This is a genomic window from Franconibacter sp. IITDAS19 (assembly GCF_023079515.1).
Taxonomy (GTDB): Bacteria; Pseudomonadota; Gammaproteobacteria; order Enterobacterales; family Enterobacteriaceae; genus Franconibacter; species Franconibacter pulveris.
The window spans coordinates 214,602-230,139 of sequence record NZ_JALJCP010000003.1; the positions used below are offsets into that span (position 1 = coordinate 214,602).

A 15,538-nucleotide genomic window follows, 5' to 3' on the forward strand; every position below is an offset into this window, starting at 1 on the left:
TATCAATATTCCACTTTGTACATGTAACGGCGGTCGTCGAGAGAGTGGCCGGTGTGATGCTCCAGGTGATCTGCAAGACGCGTGCCCATCAGGCCCAGCGCGATGGCGGCGAAGCGCGCTTTCACTTCTGGCACCGCGCCCGGCAGGGTAAAGCCAGCGGCGTCAAACACATGGACGTTTTCGGTGTAGCGGCGGGCGAAGTCGATGGCGCGCTGCGTCATGGCGCGGCTGTCGTCATCGGCGTGGAACACCACCAGATGCGCGCCCGGCAAAATCATCTCAAACGGGCCGTGGCAGAAATCCCCCGCCAGCACCGGGGTGGCGTTGCGCCACTGCATCTCCATCAGGTAGCAGTAGGAAAGCGTGTAGGCCGCGCCGTAGTTCGCGCCAGCGGCGGTAACGTAAATATCGCCGCCCTTCGCGATGGATTTCGCAATGGCGTCGCCGACGGCTTCTTGTTTATCGAGGTACTGTTGCAGCGCCGCGGGCAGCGCGGGCAGGGCGGCGCGCCAGGCGCTGACGTCCACGTTATCCACGCGCTCCAGCAGTTCAATCACCAGTTGCAGCAGCAGAAGCTGTTTGCCTGGCGTCACGGTGCGCGGGCTGTGGTAAACCAGCGCGGTGTCGGCGGTATTGGCGAGCGGCGTGTTCAGCTCCTGGCTTAGCGAAACCACATACGCGCCGTAAGATTTTGCAAAGTCTGCCGCCTGCGCCGTTTCCGGCGTGGCGCCGGAGTGCGAGGAGAGGATCACCAGCGACGACGCCCCCAGACGAGCAGGCGGCAGCGCCATAAACTCCGCCGCGTTCAGGTTCCACGCCTGAAGCGTTTTACTGTGGCGGCAGAGCAGGGCGTGGGCATGCACAGAAGAAGAGAATGAGCCGCCGCAGCCGACAAAATAGATATCTTTCAGCGGGCGGGAGGCGACCGCCTCTGCGATGCCGGCGATGGCGTTTTTCTGCGCCAGCACTTTCTCAAGCGTCGGGATGAAGTCCGCTTCCAGCGGGCGCAGCGGCAGTGAAGCTGTGGTGTTTTGCGTCATGTTGGTTTACCTGTCCGTCTCGGTTGTTATGGGTGTGATAACGTTATCAGTCCGTCTGCAAAATAAACCCGCGATTTACAGCAGCGGGTGGATTATCCTAAAATGAGAGAACGTTATCACACGGTGAATAATTCGCCGGTGTTAAAAAATTGTCAATGATCTTTTTCTTATGATTTCGCCGGAAATCGATAACCTCCGGGAACAGAAAAGCGGAGCAGACAAGACGTCTTATGAACAAGAAAAATAACCGAATCACCGTGAAAGACGTGGCGCGCAAGGCGGGAGTTTCCACCGCGGCGGCGGGCCGGGCGCTGGGAGGTTACGGCTACGTCAGCGAGGAGCTGCGTGAAAAAATCATGCGCGCCGCCGAAGAGCTGGGCTATGTGGCAAACCAGGTGGCGCGGGCGATGATCACCGGCAAAAGCCAGACTATCGGCGTCGTGGGCGCGGACATCAGCAACCCCTTTTTCGCCGAGGCGCTGCGCGGCATCAGCGATATCGCTCGTCGCCACGAGTTCGGCGTGCTTATCACCAGCAGCGACGAAGACGTGCCGCGCGAGCAGGAGGCGGTGCGCATTCTGCTGGAGAAACAGGTGGACGGGCTTATCGTCTCGCCTGCCGACATCAACAATTGCCGCCACCTCGACCAGGCCATCGCCCAGGGCATTCCGGTGGTGCTGCTCGACCGTAAGCTGCCGACGCTCGCCGCCGACGCGGTGCTTATCGATAACGTGCACGCCAGCCGCGAAGCCACGCGCTACCTGCTAAGCTGCGGCCATCGCCGCATCGCCATCATCACCGAGCTAAGCTCGGACTACGATACGCAACTGGCGCTGGAGCCGGAGAAGTTTGCGACGATCAACGCCGACCGGCTTAACTCCAGCGGCGCGCGCCTGCTCGGCTACCTGCTGGCGCACCACGAAGCGGGCGTGGCGGTGGAGAAAACCTTAATCCGCCGCACCGGCAAATACTGCGCCCAGCGCGCATTTGAAGAGACGCTGGCGGTGCTGGACGACGCCGCGCCCACGGCGGTTTTCGCGGTGGATAACGTCATGACCCAGGGCGCCTGGCGCGCGGTGCGCGAGCGCGGCATCGCCGTGCCGCAAAAGCTCTCTTTCTTCGCCTTCGACGAACTCGACTGGCTGACGCTCACCACCCCGCGCATTTCCACCGTCGCGCAGCCGATTCACCACATGGGCGTGCATGCCGCCGAGCTGCTTTTCAGGCGCATACGTGAGACAGATTTGCCTGTCTCATGGCAAACGTATCAGGTGGAGATGAAGCTGCGCGAGTCGGTGGCGACGATCGCGGTGAAAGTAAAAGGATAACGTTCTCCGACGCGCTTAGCGCCGGTGCGTATTCACCACCTGGCCGATGCCTTCGCCTTCCAGCGCGTGCGCCGGGTCGGCGAAGAAGTCGATGTTGAAGTACGTCTCATCTGTCAGCAGCTCGATGCGGTGCCAGTACTGCGGCGGGCTGATGCCGAAATGTCCGGCTTCGATAACCACTTCGATTTCCGGCGTTTCGTCATGCTGGTGGTGAAAACCGATGTATTTCACCGCGCCTGCCATCACCGAAAGACGGCCGTAAACCCCTTTTTTGGTGTTGTGGTGGGTAAGCAGCGCCTGCGGCACCGTCTCTTTGTTCCAGAACGGGGTGGAACGGGTGTGACGAAAGTGGAAGGGAATTTGGTGTGCCATAATTTTCTCCTCGGGAAAGGCCCTGCATGAAGCCGCAGGGCAAGCTGTGCTGCGCCTTTCGACGCAGCGAGGTTTTTACGGTTTCAACTCTCTGAGCAGGGCGAAGGCCTGCGGCATGCACGCTTCGCTCACCACGAAGGCCCTGAGCCTGCCCTCGCCGTCAACGCCTTTCGCCACCATGCCCTCGCCGCCGAGCGCGATATGCCAGGCGAGATCCGCGCTTCGCGTATCGCCCGCCAGGTGCAGCGGCAATTCCGGCGTTTTTACTTTCACCAGCATCGCCGGCAGGGTGAGGGGCTGGCTGCCGCCCGCGAGATTTTTCGCCGCCGTCATGGCGCTTAGCTGAATGGGTTGCAGAAACGGCAGCAGCTGACCGTTGATTTCCGCGCAGTCGCCCAGCGCGTAGATGTGCGGGTCGCTGGTCTGCAACTGGCTGTTGACCACAATGCCGCGGTTCACCGCCAGCCCTGCCCGGCGGGCAAGGTCAATATTCGGGCGCAGGCCGATGGCGGCGATGGCGGCGTCCACTTCCAGCGTGCGGCCGCTGGCGAGCGTCGCCTGGAGACCGCTTTCGCCCAGGCGTAAGGCTGTAAGCTGCTGGTTCAGCGCCAGCTCCACGCCCAACTGCGTTAATTTGTATTGTAATCGAGCGCTCATTTCCGGCGGCATCAGCGAGGCGAGCAGGGAGGCGGCGCTGTCCACTACCGTCACCTGTTTCCCGGCGCGCTTGAAATCCATCGCCAGCTCGCTGCCAATCAGTCCGCCGCCCAGCATCAGCACCCGCTGCGCGTCCCGCAGTTGTGATTCGCACGCCTGATACTCCTGCTGGCTGTTGAGGGTCAGCATCAGCTCGCGCCCTTCTACCGGCGGCGTAATGGCGCTGGCGCCGGTCGCCAGCACCAGCTGGTCGTAGCGCCAGCTTTGCGTCTGGCTTTTCACGATGCGGGCCTGCGGGTCGATTTCCGTCACCCAGGTAGCGGGGAAAAGGCGCAGCTGATATTGCTCAGCAAACTCCCCGGCGCGCTGGCGGGTTAAGTCATCCGCCCGCTGCTGCTGGCTGATGACATGGCTCAGGTCCGGCTTGTTGTACTCGTCCATGCTGTCGGCGGCGATAAGCGTTATCGTCACCTTCGGGTCTTGTTTGCGCAGGTTTTTCACCAGCTGACGGGCGGCGAAGCCCGAGCCGATAATCACAATGCCATCGCTCATACCGCCTCCACCGCCAGCGCTTCAAACACCTCTTTGCCCAGCGAGCATTCCGGGCAGAGGAAGCTCTCCGGCACCTCGCTCCACGGCGTGCCGGGCGCGACGTTCTGCATCGGTTCGCCTTTTTCCGGGTCGTAGATCCACTGGCAGACGCTGCACTGCATGCAGCAGCCGGTGTCGGCGCTTTCCGCCTGTGGGGCGGCAGCTTGCGGGGCGGCAGCCTGAAGCGGCGGGGCGTCAGTCGTAACGGGCCGCGCTTTTGTCGGCAGCGGCGAGAGCGCCCACTCGCGGGCGATTTTCCGCCCATGTTCGCGGCATGCTTCCAGCGCGTTAAGGTCCGGACGCCATTTAGCTTTCAGGCTCAGCGACATCTCGAAACCTGCGTCCTGCAGGCGCGTGGAGAGACGGTCCACCGCGCCGCCGCTCCAGCCATGCGAGCCGAAGGCGCTGGCGCGCTTGTTGCGAAAGCGCAGGCCGGTTATCTCTTCCACCAGGCCTGCGATTTTCGGCATCATCACGTTGTTCATGGTGGAGGTGCCGACCAGCACGCCTTTGGAGCGGAAAACGTGAGTGAGGATCTCGTTTTTATCGCTGCGGGCGACGTTGAAGATTTTCACCGCAACGCGCGGGTCCACTTCCGCGATGCCCTGGGCGATGGCGTCCGCCATCATGCGGGTGTTGTTGGACATGGTGTCGTAGAAAATCGTGATGCGGTCTTCCTGATAGTCCGCCGCCCATTTCAGGTAGAGCTCGACGATTTGCGTCGGGTTGTCGCGCCACACCACACCGTGGGAGGTGGCAATCATATCCACCGGCAGGTTAAAGCCGAGAATTTCGGTGATTTTCGGCGTCACCAGGCGGCTGAAGGGGGTGAGGATGTTGGCGTAGTAGCGCTGGCACTGCTCGAACAGTTCCGCCTGATCCACTTCGTCATTAAACAGGTGCTCGTCGCAGTAGTGCTGGCCGAAGGCGTCGTTGCTGAAGAGCACCGCGTCGCCGGTGAGGTAGGTCATCATGCTGTCTGGCCAGTGCAGCATCGGAGTTTCAACGAATATAAGCTGTTTGCCGTTGCCGATATCCAGCGTGTCGCCGGTTTTCACCACGTTGAAGTTCCATTCCGGGTGATGGTGGTGACCGTTGATGGAGTCGATGCCGTTGGCGGTGCAGTAGATGGGCGTATCCGGGATGCAGTTCATCAGCTCAGAAAGCGCGCCTGCATGGTCCTCTTCGGCGTGGTTAATAACGATGCAGTCGATATCGGCAAGGTCGATTTCCGCACGCAGGTTCTGCACAAAATCGCGGCTGAACTTATGGTCAACGGTGTCGATTAATACGTTTTTCTCTTCGCGAATAAGGTAGCTGTTATAGCTGCTGCCCTTGAGCGTCTTATATTCGGTGCCGTGAAAATCGCGTACTTCCCAGTCGCGCTGCCCAACCCAGTAGATGTTGTTTTTAACGTGAATAGTCATTTGTGTTTCTCCGCAAAATGTAAGCTTGAAATGACTATTACAAGAGGCGTGCCAGTTTTTTATCTTGTTGATTAAATTATAAATTAATGAGTTGGCGGTTTCTTTGTTTGTCTTTTTGACTATTAATTTATTTGTCTTTTTGACACTGCTGAAAGTCATTTTGACAAATTTTTATGAGAGAAGAGAATGACGATGTTGTGTTTTTTAACCGTTGAGGCTTACTAAATCTGGTAGGCGCTTTTCCGGGGGAAACAGGCTAAGTTGAAAGGTGACTTTGCGTCATTAGTAACACAAGAAATAATAACTTACCGAAATTTATTACTCCGGCCTCAACCGGATTTTTGATGTAGTTGCTCACAGCAAAGATTTGAGGGATTTATGTGGACCGCCATTATCACTGTTTTGGTTGTGCTGTATATTATTGATGCCGTCTCTGGCAAAAAAAAAGCTCCCACTGTACCGCCCTCTGCAAAAAAAAATTCTGCTTCATTACCAAAAGATTCTGATGCTACGTCACGGTCCCGTTCTGGTCCACAGGTGATTACGCAGCAACAAAAAACTACTGCAACGCTCTTTGATGAGGTAATAAAAAGAGATACGTCGATTCCTTCAGAGGAAGGGGCGTTAACTCTTGAACAGGCGGAAATATTATTAGCAAATACGGCAGGGCTAAAAGATTTTTTATTAACGCGCTACGCATTAACAGGCTCTACCCGAATTTATCCCGCGCTGGGGTCGGATCTGCATCACGCGTTTTTGCGATTATTCAACGGAGAAGCATCCGTTAGTTTTTTAAGGTTAAATCACTTTAACTGGGACCGCGCATTACATTTTGATGAACATACGCGGAAAGACATCCGCGGCTTGTACCATTTTACTTCGCTTTCAAACCTTAAAAGTATCCTTGACCGCGGTATCTTAACCCGCAGTGCACTGGAGAAGAGTGAAATTAGCTTTTCTTACAATGATCAACTGCGGTTAGAGGGGGTTAAAGATTCGGTTTCATTATCTTTGGGGCATGTAAATAACAAAATGCTGTATAAATACAGCATGGGATTAAGTGATACTAACTGGGTGATTCTTAAAATCCGTACGGAATTATTAGCAGGACCGAATCAGCTCTCCTTCGACCATGTTTCGTTACTAAATCAAAATCTGTTTTGTGCCAGCAACGCGGCTTCGGCCCAGGTCACTGCATTAAGCTTGCAACAGCGGCAAAACCATAGCGCGTTTCTGGCGATGTTTTCCAGACCCGGCAGCCCGGATAATATTCATTATCCTGTTGATGTTCAGGCAGAGATTTTGCATCTTGGCAACATTCCGTCGTCTTTTATCAGTGAGCTTATTTTTATGTCGGAGCAATCTATCCCGCACTGGCTGGATAAAGAAAAAACTACCGTCACTGTTAATCCAGCTGAATTTTCATATCGGGAGATGTATGGCTAACCGACCGGTTTTTGTCCCTCGTCATGATGGCGAGACGCTTGTCGACATCATTAATATTGAGTTCGACTGGCATCCCGGCCTCGCTGTTTCGCAGAAGCAAAAGTCTGTTGCTTCTCTGCATAACCATTACCGTGAGCAAACCGGAGCGTGCGCCATTCTGGAGGTATCAAGTAAATCCACAGAGGAATTAGGCTCGCAGCTGAGTGCGTTTAACATGGGCTTGCAGAGTAAGCGTGGTCATTTTTTTAGCGTGGAAGCGTTATTCCAGTCTTCAAAAGTGTTTGAAGATAACGGAAAGGTTAACGGACCTTTTCGGGAAATCATGTATTTATCGTCGGCGGAAGCAAAGCGCTACGACAAGTTAAAATCATCCGGCAATATCGCCTGCTTTTCGTACCAGCCCAACACAGCCAGACCGGCAGTGATATGGCAGCTTGAACCGAAAACAGCCTTTTATGACTGGCTCTATATCAATGCGTTACACATTTCGCCATGGAAAGAGAGGGTTATGGAGTACGAAGCGTTTACCGATATTGAATTTAACCCTAAAAAATCTGTTAATTGTCAGGCTTATTCAGTCGCGCTTTATCAGGCTTTACGAGTAAGAGGCTATCTCAGGGGCGCTGTCCCTGCCCAGGATGAGTTTTTAACTATCCTTAAGCGCTTTGTTTTGAAAAATAGCAGCGATAAAAGTGACATGAATTTCTCTTTGCTTTAACCGTAAAATGACCTGAGGAAATGCAATGAATAACAAAATTTCTTTACCTCATTCTCCACAGGCGTCCAGTCCTGCAGGCGCTAGCGCAGATTGCAAAAAAACCGATTCTCAACATTCGAGCCTGTCTCCTGAGGTTAAAAAAAAGATCCAGGATGAGGTGTTGAATGATTATTTTGCACAGTTAGATGCGCTAAAAAAAGAAATTGAAGGTTATAAAGCCGGGCTGTCTCTCAGTGAAAAAGAAATTTTTGACAAGGAAATGGTTTTGTTTATTGCAAGGCATAAAGGGTAAGTGATGATGTCTGAAAAGAAAGCCGCCGTCTCTTCTTCAAACAGAATTTTATCGCAATTAAATCAGTCGCTGGAAAAAATAGGGAATAAGGCTGATGAGTATGTCTGGCGAATGGCGTTGCAATCTCCTTTAGATATTGAGATCTACCTGCTCAGAAGTGCTTTTGAACAGGCCAAGGACAACGTGGAAAAGCTCCGCACATTTGAGACGATGTTGCCTGAACAAAAGCGCATATACAGCGAGGCTGAAGCGCGCGTTAAGGCGGTGATATCGACAAAGCACAACGCTTCTTCAGGAAAGAGATGACTGGCTCCTGCGTTAAACTTCACAGTTGCACCCATGAAGGCGTCGGTTCTTACTTTTATGACCTTCGCAAACGCATTATTCGCTCAATCTGCCTGTCATGCCAGCGGCCCAGCGCAAAGACGGTGAACATGGCGCCCAGCAGCGCGCAGAGCATATCCGCCTGCGTATCCCACTCGTCGCCCTGGGTGCCGAGGAAGTCATCCGCGTCCTGACCAAGCAGCAATGCCACCCACCACTCAATCAGCTCGTAAAAGGCGCTGATGGCGAGCGTGATGCAACAGACGATAAAGGCCAGCATTTTTCCCCCGCGCACGCGGTTGTCGCGAACCAGCACCTCCCGCGCCGCCAGCGACACCACCAGCCCCTGCAATACATGGCCGATTCTGTCGTAAGGGTTGCGTTCAAGCCCCAGCCACGCCTGTATATGAAAGCCGGCGGGCACCCGGGCGTAGGAGTACATGCCGCCGACGATGAGCGAGGCGCAGCCGACAAAGATAAACGCATAGAGCAGGGGCGTGAGTGGGTAGCGCTTTGCCGTCGCCCAGAGGATGGGCGCGACGATAAACACCGGCAGCACTTCCATCAGCCAGGTAAGCTTACGGGCGGTGGCGATGCCGGTAATGATAAGCAGCAGCGCCAGTAGCGCAACGCCTGCGGAAAAATAGAGCGGACGGGTTTTCATCAGCGATCCTTCACTCAGGTAAAAGTACTGTTTAGTTGAAACGCGTGAAAAAACAACGTGGATGAAGCGCAGAAAAGTCCTCCTGACGGCTTGCTAAGCGTCGATGGAACGAAATTGATCGTGTTAATTTTAGATGCACTACTGCTCGGGCTCATGATTAAACAGGCGTTAAGCGCGAACGAACCCCGGGGCGTCTGGTGAGAGAGCGTTATGCAGGGAGAAGGCGTTGGCCGTACGCGAGACAAGTGGATTTACTGAATATCGTTTCGGGTTAAGCCGCTTAGAAATAAAAAACGGGGCCGTACGCGGCCCCGTTGGTTTATCTGCGTTAGCGCTTAGAACGATTTGTTCAGGCGCAGGCTGAAGGTGTGCGCCTGGTAACGTTCGCCCGCCTGCAGGTCGTAACGGGCGTCAATGCTCAGGTCGCTGACGTTATACAGCGCGCTGCCCACAGACAGACCCGCCATGTCCTCAACCGGAGACGCGCCTTTGGTGGTGAATTGCGTTTCACCCAGGGTGTCGGCGGCGTAAGAGGCGGTGTTGCTCATACGGCGGTTGTCGTACTGGTGGATCCAGGAAAGCTGTGCGAACGGCGTCAGGTTGCCAAGCGCGGTGTCGAAGGTTTTCTCTACACGCGCGCCAAGGTCGCTGATAACCGACTGCGAGTGTGAGGCGCCAACGTTAAGCGCCATGCCGTTGCCGCCGCTCTCTTTATAGTCATCCACGTGCTGATAGCCGTAAGCCAGGCTTGCCAGCGGCGTGATGACAACGTCAGCAGGCAGCGTGAACGGGTAGCCGAATTCGCTTTGCAGCGTGACGGACTGACCGTCGAACTTGCCGTGCGCCGCGCCGGAGAAGCCGGTGAAATCGGCGCGACGGACAGACTCATAGTTCTGACGGGTCAGCGCCGCCGACAGGTTCACAAACCACGGCTCGCCGGAATAGCCCGCGTAACCAATCACGCCATAGTTATCGGCGGTGGAGGTGTTGCCATTCAGGTTATCTTTGCCGTGTACGGAGGTGTTGCTGTAGTTCAGGGCCGCACCTACACGCCAGTTGTCGGCGACCGCGCGGTCAGCGCCAAACAGCAAGCCGCCGAATTTCGCGCTGTAACCGCTCACGTCGTCGCTGCTGTCCTGACGGGCATAGCCGCCGTAAGGACGAGCCCAGACTATCCAGTCGTTGTACGCGTCGCCCGTCGCCACGCCGCTCAGGCCTGCGGTCTGCGGGTTGCGCAGGGTATCCAGGTGGGTGCCGACCACGGACATCGCCGTTGAGGTCGCCACGCCGCTTGCCGTGCTGGCGCTGATATTCTGGCCGGTTGACAGACGTTCGCCCACGCGGTTGGCTTCTTTTTTGCCTTCAATCGCCAGCGAGGCGTTGTACAGCTCAAGCAACTGCGGGGAGATGCCGGAGTAGCTGCTCAGGCCGCCCAGCGACGCGGTGGCGTTCCGGATGGTCGCACGGCCCGGTTTGGTCACCGGCGTGGTCGGCGCGGTTGGCGGCGTTTCGACGACTGGCGGCGTTCCGACCACAGGCGGCGTTTCGACTACCGGCGGGGTTTCGACTACCGGCGGCGCTTCCGTCAGCGTAACAACCAGCGCGCTGTTGGTGTCGTCAACATAGGTTGAGCCGGTCACCTGGCCGTTGTAGCCTGCGGCGCTGTAATTAAGCTTATCGGCGTTGTAGTTGGTACCCATGCTGTTGGCATCAATCACCACATAACGCTGACCTGCGGCAAACTGGTAGGTGTTGCCGGTACGGGCAAGCGATACGGTAGAGCCTGCGTCCACGTTAGCCGAGCCGGTAACCGTCAGACGACCATAGCCGGTATCCGCCGCTTTGTCGCCATTGGCGACCGCCGTGTCGTTAACGCCCAGAATCAGCGATGCCGCTGCGTTCTGCTGGTAGTTGCCGGTGATGGTCAGCGGGTTATTAACCTGCAGTCTGGCGGCGTCGTTAATCACGGTGCCGACAGGGGCGGTCGTGCTATCAGAATCGCTGCTGTCATCGCTCATAAGGCTGTTGAGCATCATGACGTTGCGGATGTTGATGTTGTCGTTCAGCAGCATGGAGCCGGAGCGGAAAATCACATCGCCAGTGCTGGAAATCGTCCCCACGCCGTTAGCGCCTGAAGCGGTATCTTGATCGCTGACGCTCGCGATATTTATCACTTCGCTCGTACCTGTCAGCACGCCCTGCTTATCCGTACCGCCAATAAATTCGAGGATGGCGCCATTATCGGCGGCAATAGTGCCTTCAATGGTGCCGGTGTTAGTGATAGTCAGCGTAGAGTCGTTGTTGCCGCGGCTATATATAGCGAAGGTATTACCGGTGATCGTGCCGTTATTGGTGATGTCTATCGTGGAGCTGCCGCTGCCTTCGTCGTAAACGCCATAATTGGTTCCGTTAATGGTGCCGTTATTAATCAGCGTCGTGTGATAGGCATCGGAATAATAATTCGCAGTGTAAACGCCATAGGTGCCGCTGATGGTGCCATTGTTAATAATGGTACTGGTTGACCCTAAGGTATTATCCGAATAGTTGCGGTTGAAAACACCAACGACAGAGCCTGTAATATCACCATTGTTAGTCAGCGTATCGATTTGGCCAATGTTATATACGCCAAAATAAGAGCTGGTAATGGTGCCGTCGTTTGTTAAGTCTTTAATCAGGCCGGTGCTGTTATTGTAAATGGCAGAATCGCTGTAATGATTGGTGCTGTTATTGCTGGCGATAGTGCCGGTATTATGCAGCGTATTAATGGTGCCGGTATTATAAATAGCGCCAGTGTTATAGTAATATCCAGTGTTGTTATTATTTGTCGAGTTGATTATCCCGTCGTTTTCCAGAACGTCAATATTGCCGCGGTTATTAACCCCGGTTCTGCCTGAAATCACGCCTGTCGTCACGTTCTTTAACGTGCCCAGGGTGCCGCTGTTGCTAATGCCGCCGCCCTGTTCGTAGCCAGTATTGCTGTAATAGGTACCAGCGGCTGGCCCGGAGATAGTTCCGCTGTTAATCAGCGTACCGACAGTGCTGGTCGCAGTCAGGTTAATAGCGCTGCTGGAATAATTACCGTTTTCGCCAGTAATTGTAATGCTGCCCTTATTATCGATGATATCGATGGCGCCCTGGTTTTGCAGGCCATAAAGGTAAGTATTGGAAAGCTCGCCGTCTCTCGCCGTAATTATCCCATCGTTAGTCAATGACGTCAGGGCACCATCCTGGCCGACATTCAGCGCGGTTTCTCCGTCACCGGTTGCGGTGCCTTCGCTGGTGACATGCACTGTCTGATATTCAGCGGGGATCTGAACGTTATATTGCTGGCTGGAAATGACATAGTCGCTGGGAACCGCGAAGGCATAGGGTGCCAGCAGTCCTTGCGCAGAGGTTAACGCTACCAGCAAGGTTCCTTGCTGGCTAAACCGTGATTTCTTCATGATGTACCGTGCGATGTCGCGCTTGGGGTTAACGAAAAGAGCCGTTATATGTTACGTTCAGATTTATCTGATTACATTTCGTTTCGAAATATACATCTGCTTGCAAAGAAAACAATCAGCGAAGCTAAATTATTTTCGGCTCAGGCCGCGCGGAACTTTAGAGTTTCACTTAAATAAAAGTGTGAAGAGCGAATGAAAAAGACAAAAAAAACCCTGACCTTTACGTGTGTAATATTGATTAGTATGACTTTTTTGTTAACGGGATGTGTCGGCAAAAATCCGCGTGAAAGCGCCGATATATTGGCGAAACAAAGTGGTCTTACCAGTGAAAATTTTTCTGCGAACGGAATATATTTTCGCACCTGGCATCGTATTACGCCGTCGGTTACGCTTTTGCGGGTTTATGTGGAAGGGGACGGATTCGCCTGGGTGAGCCGTACGCGTCCTTCAGACGACCCAACGCCGCACAATCCCGTTGGCCTTGCGTTAGCCGCGGCGGATCAATCCGCTAACATCCTTTACCTTGCGCGACCGTGTCAGTTTATCGGGCCGCCGTTGCCCGCCGCCTGCAATGTCCATCTCTGGACAGATAAGCGCTTCTCATCAAACGTTATTCAGGCGATGAACGAGGTATTAAGCCAGGTAATACAACGCTATCCGCAGGTGAAAGTAGAGCTGGTGGGGTATTCAGGCGGCGGCAACATTGCCGCGCTGCTTGCGGCACGGCGGACGGATGTGGTTTCTCTGCGTACGGTGGCGGGGAACCTCGATGTCGCGTACGTGAATGCGCTGTACCGCGTTTCCGCCATGCCGGATGCGCAAAGCGCGGTAGACGTTGCGCCAGAACTGGCGAGCCTGCCGCAAATCCATTTCAGCGGCGCGGATGACCGCACGGTGCCGCCCGCTGTCGCGGCGCGTTTTCAGCAGGCGACAGGAACGCGCTGCGCGCAGGTTGAAGTGGTGCCGGGCATGGCCCATGGCTCCGACTGGGCGGCGCGCTGGCCGGGTTTGCTGGCGAAAGCGCCGGTTTGCCGGTGAAGGGGCGGGAACGTTTGTAGACTGTGGAAATAAACGTGCGAACCAATAAACGTTTTATCGCCACAGCCATTTCAAACCGAGCGTTTATTTCCATTCAGGAGGTTGGTTCCGGAAATAAAAAGGGCCTGCAGGGTTGGGAGTTAAGTTATTTGATTCATTAACTCTGTATCACGGGGGTATTGGGCTTGCAGAAATAAGTGTTATTTAATGACTTAAGGATTAGCGATTATCTCGTCTATGATTTTATAATATATATTTCTAGAAGTTATTCGTGCCATCTATGGCATTTTTTGCCTGGCATTATTATCTGCCACGGGGTTTATTAGTTAGCAGTATTTTTTCCAACTAATCAAGGAATAATGGAAATGGCTATTCCGGCGTACTTATGGCTTAAAGATGATGGCGGTGCAGATATTAAAGGCTCTGTTGATATAAAAGACCGAGAAGGAAGCATTGAAATATTATCATTTGGGCACGGGCTGCATCTGCCTACTGATACCGCAACAGGAAGGATTACGGGAACGCGTCAGCATTGTGCACTGAGTTTTCAGAAAGAATTTGATTCCTCCAGCCCCTATCTTTACAAAGCGATAGCGACGGGCCAGACGCTTAAAATGGCTGAAATAAAATGGTACCGCATCAACGATGCAGGGCAGGAAGTTGAATATTTTAATATGTTGCTTGAGAAAGTTAAGGTTGTCAGTTGTTGCCCCTGCATGCTGGATATAAAAAACCCGGCCACTGAAAAGCATAATCATTTGGAAAATGTATCGCTGCGTTATGAGCGGATTACCTGGAAGTATTGTGACGGCAATGTCCAGTTTACTGATGCGTGGAATGAAAGATGATCCGCTGTACTTTTCATCTGAATGGTGGACAGTTATCAACATTAAGTTGCCCAGGCGTGGGTTTCTTTTCCGCCTATTCCGGTAACGCTGGCCCGCACCGTAATAATCCCGACTCGATAGCAATCCCGAAAAAAGGCCCTATTCCACCGGGAAATTATTACATCGTTACGCGCCCGCGCGGCGGCTTCCGCACGCGCTGGCAGGATATGATCCACGGCCTGGAAAGCGGCTCAGATCGTGATCTGTGGTTTGCCTTATACCGGGAAGACAGCGCAATAGATGACTTCGCATTTATTGAAGGTGTGGAAAGGGGACACTTTCGGCTACATCCTTCAGGCCAGTCCGGGATCAGTAACGGTTGCATTACCTTAACCAGCCATGCTGAATATGACATTTTGCTAAACGCGCTGTTGAAAACACCATCAATAATGGTAACCGCGCAATTTAAAGCTTTTGGCACTATACAGGTGTATTAATGAAGCCCATTCACTATGTTTTTATTTGGCTGCTTGAGCTTTTATCGCTGTCTGTTATTTATAGCCTGCTTTGTTATGTTATGCCGGATGAAGCATTATTTTTATGGTATGAAGACAGATATGGCATGGTAATGGAGAATCAATGGTATGACGCGTATACATTAATACTGATGCTAATAGCCATTTTTATTAATTGCGTGTTGATCTGGCTGATTTTTTCTGCCTGCAACAGGAAAGAATTAACATAATAAAAACGGCGCAGAGTGAGATTCAGCCTGCGCCGTTTTGGTCTGGATTAAGCAAGAATCGCAGCGGCCAGTGGGTTAACCGCGTTAACCCCAAAGGATTTTAAATCCCTCGTTATGCTTCAGTGGAAAACGGATGCGTGAAACATATTTTGCAAGCTGAATTCCATATCACGATGAAAGGCGGGGCAACTGTCCAGGAAGCGGTAAACGCAGGCGCTTAAGTTCTTGAAGCGCATAACCTCTCGTTGTATCGTTCACCCGCGCCTGCAAAATCAGGCGCCGGGATTAGCCTCCTGCCAAACTTCACTGGCGACACATGACGCTTAGCGTCTTTTTTTGTGTCGTTCGCTCGGCTACACCTCAATGGTGGGCCGGGTGGGGGCGTCGCAAGACGCGCCCCTATCCGATGGAACCGGTGAGACCAATTCCGTTCAGTTCTCCGCCCGCAAGATTAATCTCTTCGGTGGTGAATAAAGATCTACTCATCAGAGACTGCCTTGTGGCTACAACCCTTATCCACGTTCCAGCTAATATCTCTGCGCATTTACCCAAGCTTTCCACTGTTTTTCCTCCACGTTTTATTCACATTCTCAACCCGGCATTAGCAAGGGAGTAGCGAACGACAT

At 53.7% G+C, this 15,538-nt stretch carries 14 protein-coding genes; 8 read left to right on the forward strand and 6 right to left on the reverse strand.

Annotated elements, in window-relative coordinates:
- Positions 1–2: 2 nt before the first annotated feature.
- Positions 3–1,040 (reverse strand): SIS domain-containing protein, encoded by a 1,038-nt coding sequence (locus MT962_RS10730; RefSeq protein ID WP_247365561.1) that lies wholly within the window; start codon positions 1,038–1,040, stop codon positions 3–5.
- A gap of 230 nt (positions 1,041–1,270) precedes the next feature.
- Between MT962_RS10730 and MT962_RS10735 the strand changes: the two genes are divergently transcribed.
- Positions 1,271–2,368 carry a LacI family DNA-binding transcriptional regulator gene (locus tag MT962_RS10735; RefSeq protein WP_024559994.1) on the forward strand — a complete coding sequence of 366 codons (1,098 nt, stop codon included), beginning with the start codon at positions 1,271–1,273 and terminating at the stop codon, positions 2,366–2,368.
- 15 nt (positions 2,369–2,383) lie between these two features.
- Here MT962_RS10735 and MT962_RS10740 read toward each other — a convergent pair whose 3' ends face one another.
- From MT962_RS10740 to norV, 3 genes are all read right to left on the reverse strand, one after another.
- Complete coding sequence (locus MT962_RS10740; RefSeq protein WP_024559993.1) at positions 2,384–2,740, reverse strand: DUF1971 domain-containing protein; 357 nt, start codon at positions 2,738–2,740, stop codon at positions 2,384–2,386.
- A gap of 75 nt (positions 2,741–2,815) precedes the next feature.
- Entirely contained in the window at positions 2,816–3,949 is a 1,134-nt protein-coding gene (gene norW / locus MT962_RS10745) for an NADH:flavorubredoxin reductase NorW (RefSeq protein WP_247365563.1), read from the reverse strand.
- Complete coding sequence (norV, locus tag MT962_RS10750; RefSeq protein WP_247365565.1) at positions 3,946–5,415, reverse strand: anaerobic nitric oxide reductase flavorubredoxin; 1,470 nt, start codon at positions 5,413–5,415, stop codon at positions 3,946–3,948. The genes norW and norV overlap by 4 nt, the downstream gene beginning before the upstream one ends.
- Before the next feature lie 378 nt (positions 5,416–5,793).
- On the opposite strand from norV, the gene MT962_RS10755 reads away from it, so the two are divergent.
- From MT962_RS10755 to MT962_RS10770, 4 genes are read left to right on the forward strand one after another with little or no spacing between them, the layout of a single operon-like run.
- Positions 5,794–6,861, forward strand: coding sequence for a DarT ssDNA thymidine ADP-ribosyltransferase family protein (locus tag MT962_RS10755; RefSeq protein ID WP_247365569.1), 1,068 nt, complete (start codon positions 5,794–5,796; stop codon positions 6,859–6,861).
- Positions 6,854–7,579 carry a hypothetical protein gene (locus MT962_RS10760; RefSeq protein ID WP_247365571.1) on the forward strand — a complete coding sequence of 242 codons (726 nt, stop codon included), beginning with the start codon at positions 6,854–6,856 and terminating at the stop codon, positions 7,577–7,579. Before MT962_RS10755 ends, MT962_RS10760 begins: the two co-directional genes overlap by 8 nt.
- A gap of 25 nt (positions 7,580–7,604) precedes the next feature.
- Entirely contained in the window at positions 7,605–7,871 is a 267-nt protein-coding gene (locus MT962_RS10765) for a hypothetical protein (RefSeq protein WP_247365573.1), read from the forward strand.
- Between the two features lie 3 nt (positions 7,872–7,874).
- Entirely contained in the window at positions 7,875–8,177 is a 303-nt protein-coding gene (locus MT962_RS10770; RefSeq protein ID WP_247365575.1) for a hypothetical protein, read from the forward strand.
- A 55-nt stretch (positions 8,178–8,232) separates the two neighbouring features.
- On the opposite strand, the gene MT962_RS10775 is transcribed toward MT962_RS10770, so the two are convergent.
- Both MT962_RS10775 and MT962_RS10780 read right to left on the reverse strand, forming a co-directional pair.
- Entirely contained in the window at positions 8,233–8,859 is a 627-nt protein-coding gene (locus tag MT962_RS10775) for a DUF2238 domain-containing protein (protein WP_029697691.1), read from the reverse strand.
- A 335-nt stretch (positions 8,860–9,194) separates the two neighbouring features.
- A complete protein-coding gene (locus MT962_RS10780; RefSeq protein ID WP_247365577.1) occupies positions 9,195–12,302 on the reverse strand; it encodes an autotransporter outer membrane beta-barrel domain-containing protein in 3,108 nt (1,035 codons plus the stop codon).
- Between the two features lie 192 nt (positions 12,303–12,494).
- On the opposite strand from MT962_RS10780, the gene MT962_RS10785 reads away from it, so the two are divergent.
- From MT962_RS10785 to MT962_RS10795, 3 genes are all read left to right on the forward strand, one after another.
- On the forward strand, positions 12,495–13,340 hold the full coding sequence (locus MT962_RS10785; RefSeq protein WP_247365579.1) for an alpha/beta hydrolase: 846 nt from the start codon (positions 12,495–12,497) through the stop codon (positions 13,338–13,340).
- A 365-nt stretch (positions 13,341–13,705) separates the two neighbouring features.
- On the forward strand, positions 13,706–14,188 hold the full coding sequence (locus MT962_RS10790) for an Hcp family type VI secretion system effector (RefSeq protein WP_029590420.1): 483 nt from the start codon (positions 13,706–13,708) through the stop codon (positions 14,186–14,188).
- On the forward strand, positions 14,185–14,664 hold the full coding sequence (locus MT962_RS10795; RefSeq protein ID WP_247365581.1) for a DUF2778 domain-containing protein: 480 nt from the start codon (positions 14,185–14,187) through the stop codon (positions 14,662–14,664). Before MT962_RS10790 ends, MT962_RS10795 begins: the two co-directional genes overlap by 4 nt.
- Positions 14,665–15,538: the final 874 nt, after the last annotated feature.